General features: G+C 74.6%; 6 protein-coding genes. 3 read left to right on the forward strand and 3 right to left on the reverse strand.

Going from position 1 to position 6,637, the window contains the following annotated elements:
- The coding region (locus E1295_RS46435) for a SulP family inorganic anion transporter (RefSeq protein WP_132641550.1) at positions 1-1,613 on the reverse strand (1,613 nt) is incomplete at its 3' end.
- A 267-nt stretch (positions 1,614-1,880) separates the two neighbouring features.
- Positions 1,881-2,831, reverse strand: coding sequence for an AraC family transcriptional regulator (locus tag E1295_RS46440; protein ID WP_246081214.1), 951 nt, complete (start codon positions 2,829-2,831; stop codon positions 1,881-1,883).
- A gap of 71 nt (positions 2,832-2,902) precedes the next feature.
- Between E1295_RS46440 and E1295_RS46445 the strand changes: the two genes are divergently transcribed.
- Both E1295_RS46445 and E1295_RS46450 read left to right on the forward strand, forming a co-directional pair.
- Complete coding sequence (locus tag E1295_RS46445; RefSeq protein ID WP_132641542.1) at positions 2,903-3,760, forward strand: SDR family oxidoreductase; 858 nt, start codon at positions 2,903-2,905, stop codon at positions 3,758-3,760.
- Positions 3,757-4,239, forward strand: a complete 483-nt coding sequence (locus E1295_RS46450; RefSeq protein WP_132641544.1) for a nuclear transport factor 2 family protein — start codon at positions 3,757-3,759, stop codon at positions 4,237-4,239. Before E1295_RS46445 ends, E1295_RS46450 begins: the two co-directional genes overlap by 4 nt.
- Positions 4,240-4,256: 17 nt before the next feature.
- On the opposite strand, the gene E1295_RS46455 is transcribed toward E1295_RS46450, so the two are convergent.
- The gene (locus E1295_RS46455) at positions 4,257-4,859 is read right to left on the reverse strand and encodes a TetR family transcriptional regulator (protein WP_132641546.1); all 603 of its coding nucleotides are present in this window, start codon (positions 4,857-4,859) and stop codon (positions 4,257-4,259) included.
- A 66-nt stretch (positions 4,860-4,925) separates the two neighbouring features.
- On the opposite strand from E1295_RS46455, the gene E1295_RS46460 reads away from it, so the two are divergent.
- Positions 4,926-6,637: HelD family protein (locus tag E1295_RS46460; RefSeq protein ID WP_132641548.1), on the forward strand; the 1,712-nt coding region annotated here is incomplete at its 3' end.

Here is a 6,637-nt window from a genome sequence, read left to right on the forward strand (position 1 = left end):
CAGCCGGCCAGGCCGGGGAGGACGCCGGTGTGGTGGAGGCGGTCGCGAGCGGCCGTGATGGCCTCGCCGGTCGTCGGGAAGACCTGGCCGGCGCGGGTCAGGCGGCCGGCCACCCCGAGTGCCTCCAGCGGCTGGTGGTGGCGGTCGGGGATGCCGGAGACGTACACCATGATGCCGCGGCGCTCGAGCTGTTCGATGGCGTCGGCGAGGGCGAGCGCCCCGCTGGCGTCGATGGTGGTGACGCGCGACATGCGCAGCACCACCACGGACACGCCGCTCACCTCGGAGAGGGTCAGCAGGAAGCGGTGGGCCGCGGCGAAGAAGAGCGGCCCGTCGAGGCGGTAGGTGACGATGTGCTCGGTGAGCAGGGCGTGCTCGGCCACGGGGTGCAGGTCGCGGCGGAGCGGCTCCTGGTGCAGGCGCGCGTTCCTCGCGACGGCCCGCAGGGCCAGCGCTCCGGCCACGACCAGGCCGAGGACGACGGCGACCACCAGGTCGAGCGCGAGCGTGGCGACGGCGGTCAGCACGAGGACCGCGGCGTCGCCACGGGTGGAGCGGACCATGGCCCGCAGCGCCCCGACCTCCACCATGCGGATCGCCGTGGCGACCAGCACGCCGGCCAGCGCGGCCAGCGGAATGCCCGACACGAGCTCGGCCGCGCAGTAGACGATGAGGGCGAGGACGGCCGCGTGCGCCAGCGCAGCCAGCCGCGACCTCGCGCCCGCCCGGACGTTGACCACGGTGCGGGCGATCGCGCCCGTGGCCGGGATCCCGCCGAACAGCGGGGCGACGAGGTTGGCCAGGCCCTGGCCGAACAGCTCCTTGTCGGGGTCGTGCCGGTGGGCGCCGGTCATGCCGTCGGCGACGGCGGCCGACAGCAGGGTCGACAGCGCCGCCAGGGCGGCCACCGCGACGGCCGGCGCGACGAGGGACGGCAGCGTCCGGGGGTCGAGGAACTCCAGCGACGGCGCGGGCAGTCCGGCGGGCAGGTCGCCGATCCTGGCCAGCGGCAGCTCGGCCAGCTCGGCGACGACGGTGGCGGCGGCCACGGCCGGCAGCGAGAACGGCACGGCAGGCCACAGGCTCGCGCCCACGATGAGCGCCGCGGCGACCGCCACGGTGACGCACATGGCCCACCAGTGCGGTTCCGCGAGGAACTGCGCCAGGGCGTGCCAGGCGGCGACGACGACCGTCGCGCCTCCCTGGGCGGGCACGCCCAGGGCGTGGGGGATCTGCTGCAGGCCGATGACCAGGGCGATGCCGACGGTGAAGCCCGCCACGACGGGGGCGGGCACGAGCGCGATGTAGCGGCCCGCGCGCGACAGGGCCAGGGCGAGCAGCAGCACGCCGGACATCAGGCCGACCGTCAGCACACCGGGCATGCCGTACGCGTGCGTGATCGGCACGAGCACCACCGTCATCGCCCCGGTCGGCCCGGTCACCTGCACGTCGGACCCGCCGAACAGCGCGGCCAGCGCTCCGGCGACCACGGCGGTGGCCAGGCCCGCCGCCGCTCCTGCTCCCGAGGAGATGCCGAACCCGAGCGCCAGCGGCAGCGCCACGATCGCCACGGTGAGGCCGGCGAGCAGGTCACGACGGGGGCTGCGGCCCATGGCGGCCAGCGCGGCGCTCTCGGGCAGGACCGAACGCGCCCCTGCCCATCCGCGGGCCCATCCGCGGGCCCATCCGCGGGCCCATCCGCGGGCCCATCCGCGGGACCACACTCCGCCTGTCACTGAACGTCACCGTCCAATCCGTTCCCGTAGCCGACGATGGGCAGGGGGAATCCGCTCACAGATCAGTCCTTTCAGGTAAGAGCCCGGCTCGCGATATCCCGCGTCGCCTTGATGCCGTACAAGGTCAAGGGGCGGTCATGATATCTACCAGAAACCCTTCTCACCTGCGAGGACGTCGGCGTTCTTGCGGAATTCACCGGGCGTCAAACCATGCCATTGCTTGAAAGCCAGGTGAAATCCAACCGTCGACTGATAACCGACGCGCCGCGCGATCCGGCTGTGCGGGAGGGTGCTCCCCGCGAGGAGCCGCGCGGCCTCCTGCATCCTGCGGGCGGTCAGGTGCCGCATCGGCGCCTCGCCGACGAGGTCGCGGAACGCCGCCGCGAACGCCGAGCGCGACAGGCCCGACTCCTCGGCCAGCGACTCCACCGTCCACGGCTCGGCGAACCTGGTCTGCACGGCCAGCAGCGCCGCCCCGATGGCCGGATGCCGCAGGGCGCGCAGGATCGGCTCGGACTCGGACAGACTGGCCAGCGCCGCGCGCAGGGCGAGCACGAAGGCCAGCTCGAAGGCGCGCAGCGCGACGATCTCCCGCCCGGCCTCCCCGCCGTCCCAGTCGCCGGCCAGCCGCTCCAGCATGTCGCCGAGCAGCGGCTCACCGGCGATCGCCGCGCGGTCCAGCACGAGCAGCTGCGGCAGCGCGCGGTAGAGCGGGGACGCGGCGGCCGCGTCGTAGTGCAGCCCGCCGCAGAGTATGGCGGCCGGCGGCCCGGGACCGTCGATCGACACCCTGCGCATCAGGCCCGGCTCCCGCCCGGGGAGCAGGCTGTCCAGCGGCACCGCCGGGCTGCCGGGCGCGTCGCCCAGCCGGTGCCCGGCGCCGTGCGGGAAGACGGACAGCTCTCCCTCGCCCAGCACCACCGGCTCGGCCCCGGGCAGCTCCACCGTGCACGTGCCTTCGCTGACGTAGTGCAGCAGGGCGCAGCTCTCCCGCTCGCCCGTCACGCCCCACGGCGCGCGGGCCGTCCAGCGGCTGCGGAACACCCCGCGCAGGCGGAGCGGCCCCAGCAGCTCGCTCAGCAGGTCACCATCCACCGGACGATCCTTAATCCTCACGAGACAATCCTTTATAGAGCGTACGGCCACGCGCCGGAAAGATGGACCCCATGAGATTCCTGGTGATCGGCGCCTCTGGCGCCCAGGGCGGCGCCGTCGCCCGCCGGCTGGCCGCGGACGGGCACGAGGTCCGCGGCTTCTCCCGCACCGCGAACGTCCCCGAAGGGGTACGGCACTTCCCCGGCGACCTCGGCGACGCCGTGCGGGTGAAGGAGGCGTTCGACGGGGTGACGCACGCGTCGGTGGTCCTGCCCATGGAGTTCGACCCCGCCACGGTCTCCGCCTACGTGCGCCACGTGATCGGCGGCGCGCGGGCCGGTGGGGTACGGCGGCTGGTGTTCACCACGGGCAACCGGCTGCCCGAGCCCCGCAGCGGTGGCGAGACGGGGGTGGCCGCGTTCGACACGCGCAGGGCCGCGGCGGCGGCGCTGCTGGACAGCGGGGTGCCGGTGGTGGTGCTGCGCCCGCCCCTGTACGCGGACAACCTGCTGGCGCCCTGGGTGAGCGGGCCGCTGGCGAGTGCGGGCGTGCTGCGTTACCCGGTGCCCGCGCGGGTCGCCGTACCGTGGCTGACGCACGACGACCTGGGCGCGGCGACGGCGGCGGCGCTGACCCGCGACGGGCTGGACGGGCTCACGCTGGACGTGGGCGGGCCGCAGGCGCTGACGGGGGATGAGCTCGCGGCGGCGTTCGGGCCGGAAGTGCGGTACGAAGAACTGGACGTGGACGCGTTCGAGTCGGGCCTGGCGCGGATGGCGGGCGCGCCGGCGGCTGCGGGGGTCGCCGCCACCTACCGGTGGATCCGCGACACGGACGGCTTCTTCGCCACCGCCCATGACGCCGGGGAGCGGCTCGGCGTCCCTCTCACGCCGCTGGGTGACTGGATCGCCGCGCGGGGGCTGTCATGACGGACGCCGAGCGCGAGGTGATCCGCCAGCACCAGGTGATCGAGGGGTGGCTGACCGGGGCGGCGGACCGGGCGGGGTTCGCGGCGTTCTCCGATGCTCTCGCGCCGGGCTTCACCCTGGTCGGTCCCGACGGGGTGGCGATGGCGCGCGAGCAGGTGCGGGCCTGGGTCGAGGGCTCCCACGGCAGCGCGCCGCACCTCAGGATCACCATCCGCGACGTCCGCGTGGTGGCCGGTTCGGGCGATCTCCTGGTGGCGACGTACGAGGAGTGGCACACGACGGCTCCCAGCGGGAACAACACGCCGTCCCCGGCCACGCAGGGGCGCCGGGCGACGGTGGTGTTCCTGCGCGAGCCCGGCCTTCGCTGGCTGCACCTGCACGAGACCTGGCTGGCGCCCCCGCACAGGACACTCCTGGCTGAGCCGGGCCCGTGCAGGTGGCCGGGCCCGTGCGGGCTGCTGAAGCGTGCGGGCTGCTGAAGCGTGCGGGCTGCCGGTCAGAGCTCGGGCAGCAGGGAGAACGCCCGCTCGGCCGCCCGCACCGCCTCGACCTCGACCTCCCGCAACGGCCGCCCCCCGGCCAGCCGCTCCCAGGTGCGCCGGGCCAGCACCCGCTGCGTGGCGAGCACCTGGCCGGCGAGCAGGCTCGCGGTGAGGTCGTCGGCCGTCTCGGTGAGCGCCTCGGCCAGCGCCCGCTCCTCCGAGGCCATGTGCTGCAGCAGCCGCGCCGCCAGGCTCGGCGTGAAGAACACCATCCGGTGGTAGGCCACCACCTCGGGGTCGTCGTTGAGCCCGGTGACGGGGTCGTGCCGGGCCAGCCCGTCGAGGAAGTGCCGGCGCAGCGCCTGCACCGCCCCCTCGCCCTCCGCCCGCCGCCGCACCACGCGCGCCGCCTCGCCCCGGTGGTCGGCGATGCGGTGAAGGGCGAGGTCCTCCTTCGTCGGGAAGTACTTGAACAGCGTCGGCTTCGACACGCCGGCCGACGCGGCGATCTCGGTGACGGGCACCTCGTCGAAGCCGCGTTCCAGGAACAGCGCGATGGCAGCCGTCGAGATGGCCTCGTGCACCCGCTGCCGCTGCAGCTCTCGCAGTCCCGTCATGCGTCCACCCTACCAAGTGTTAACCTGGTTAACCTTTTGACCGAGTTAACAGTTTCGGGAGGCGTGATGGGCACGCTCGACGACGAGCGGCAGTACGTCGAAGAGTGCAGGGCCGGACTACGCAGGATGGTGCGGGGGGCGCGCGAGAACGTGATCGTCGGTGAGACGGTGGCCGGCGACCGCTACAGCGCGGAACGGCTGGGACACCACCTCAAGAGCCTGGCCAAGGAGCTCGAGGAGGAGCCGGACGGGCCGCCGTTCTTCGGCCGGCTCGACTTCGGGCCGGGCTCGGCCGAGCACCGCGGCCGCGCGTACCACATCGGCAGGCGCCACATCGCCGGCGAGCCCGGCGGCCCGCCCCTCGTGGTCGACTGGCGCGCGCCCGTCTCGCGGACCTTCTACCGGGCCGGCGCCGGCGACCCCCAGGGCGTCGCGGTGCGCCGCCGTTTCGGCTGGTCCGGCAGCACGCTGACGGGCTTCGAGGACGAGCGGCTCGGGCAGGGCGAGGAGGGCGAGAGCAAGATCCTCGCCGCCGAGATCGAACGCCCCCGCGTGGGGCCCATGCGCGACATCGTCGCCACCATCCAGCCCGAGCAGGACGACCTCGTACGCGCGGACCTGGACACCTCGATCTGCGTCCAGGGCGCGCCCGGCACCGGCAAGACCGCGGTCGGGCTGCACCGGGCCGCCTACCTGCTGTACGCGCACCGCCGGCGCCTCGAACGCTCGGGCGTGCTGGTGCTCGGCCCGAACCGGGCCTTCCTCGGCTACATCTCCGCCGTCCTGCCCGCGCTCGGCGAGGTGGACGTCGAGCAGACCACGCTGGAGCACCTGCTCGGCACGGTGCCCGTCACCGCGGCCGACAGTGAGGAGGCCGCCGCCGTCAAGCACGACGCCCGCATGGCGACGGTGCTGCGCAGAGCACTGTACGGACGCATCGCCGAACCGGCCGAGCCGGTCGTGGTGCCCGACGGCTCCTACCGGTGGCGGGTGCACGAGGACGCACTGCGCCGCTTCGTGGACGACACCCGGCGCGAGTCGCTCCCGTACGCCGTGGGGCGGGAACGCGTACGCGCGAGGATCGTCGAGTCGATCAGGCGGCAGGCCGAGAGCCGCGGCCGGACTCCGAACGCCGCCTGGCTGCGCAAGATCGGCCGTGGTGTCACCGCGTCGCTGGACGTGCTCTGGCCCACCGTCAAACCGGTGGAGGTCCTGTACGAGCTGCTGCGCGGCCCGGGGGCCGGCCCCGACCCGGCCGCCGGCGTGTTGTCGGAGGCCGAGCGCGCCGCCATCACCTGGGACAGGAAGCCCCGCAGCGTCAGGAGCGCCACATGGTCGGCCGCCGACCTGGTGCTGCTCGACGAGCTCTCCGCGCTGGTCGAGCGCCCGGCCGGCTACGGGCACGTCATCGTGGACGAGGCCCAGGACCTGTCGCCCATGCAGTGCCGGGCGGTGGCGCGGCGCAGCGCGCACGGCTCGCTCACCGTGCTGGGCGACCTCGCCCAGGGCACCACGCCGTGGGCGGCCACCTCCTGGCGGGAGCGCATGGAGCTGCTCGGCAGGCCGGACGCCCGGATCATCGCCCTGACCACCGGCTACCGGGTGCCCGCGGCGGTGGCCGAGCTGGCCAACAGGCTGCTCGCGGCGCTCGACGTGGAGGTGCCCGCGACGCGCTCGCACCGCTCCGACGGACGGCTGCGGGTGACCCGGACGCCGGACCTGCGCGGAGGCCTGACGGGGAGCGTGGCGGGGAGCGTGGCGGGGAGCGTGGCGGGGAG

Origin of the sequence: Nonomuraea mesophila (assembly GCF_004352805.1) — a bacterium.
Lineage (GTDB): Bacteria > Actinomycetota > Actinomycetes > Streptosporangiales > Streptosporangiaceae > Nonomuraea > Nonomuraea longispora.

Excerpts from the sequence above, each read along its gene's own strand:
- E1295_RS46445 (WP_132641542.1), top strand. The coding sequence starts at position 2,903 with ATGAGATTCCTGGTGATCGGCGCCTCTGGCGCCCAGGGCGGCGCCGTC.
- E1295_RS46450 (WP_132641544.1), top strand. The coding sequence starts at position 3,757 with ATGACGGACGCCGAGCGCGAGGTGATCCGCCAGCACCAGGTGATCGAG.
- E1295_RS46455 (WP_132641546.1), bottom strand. The coding sequence starts at position 4,859 with ATGACGGGACTGCGAGAGCTGCAGCGGCAGCGGGTGCACGAGGCCATC.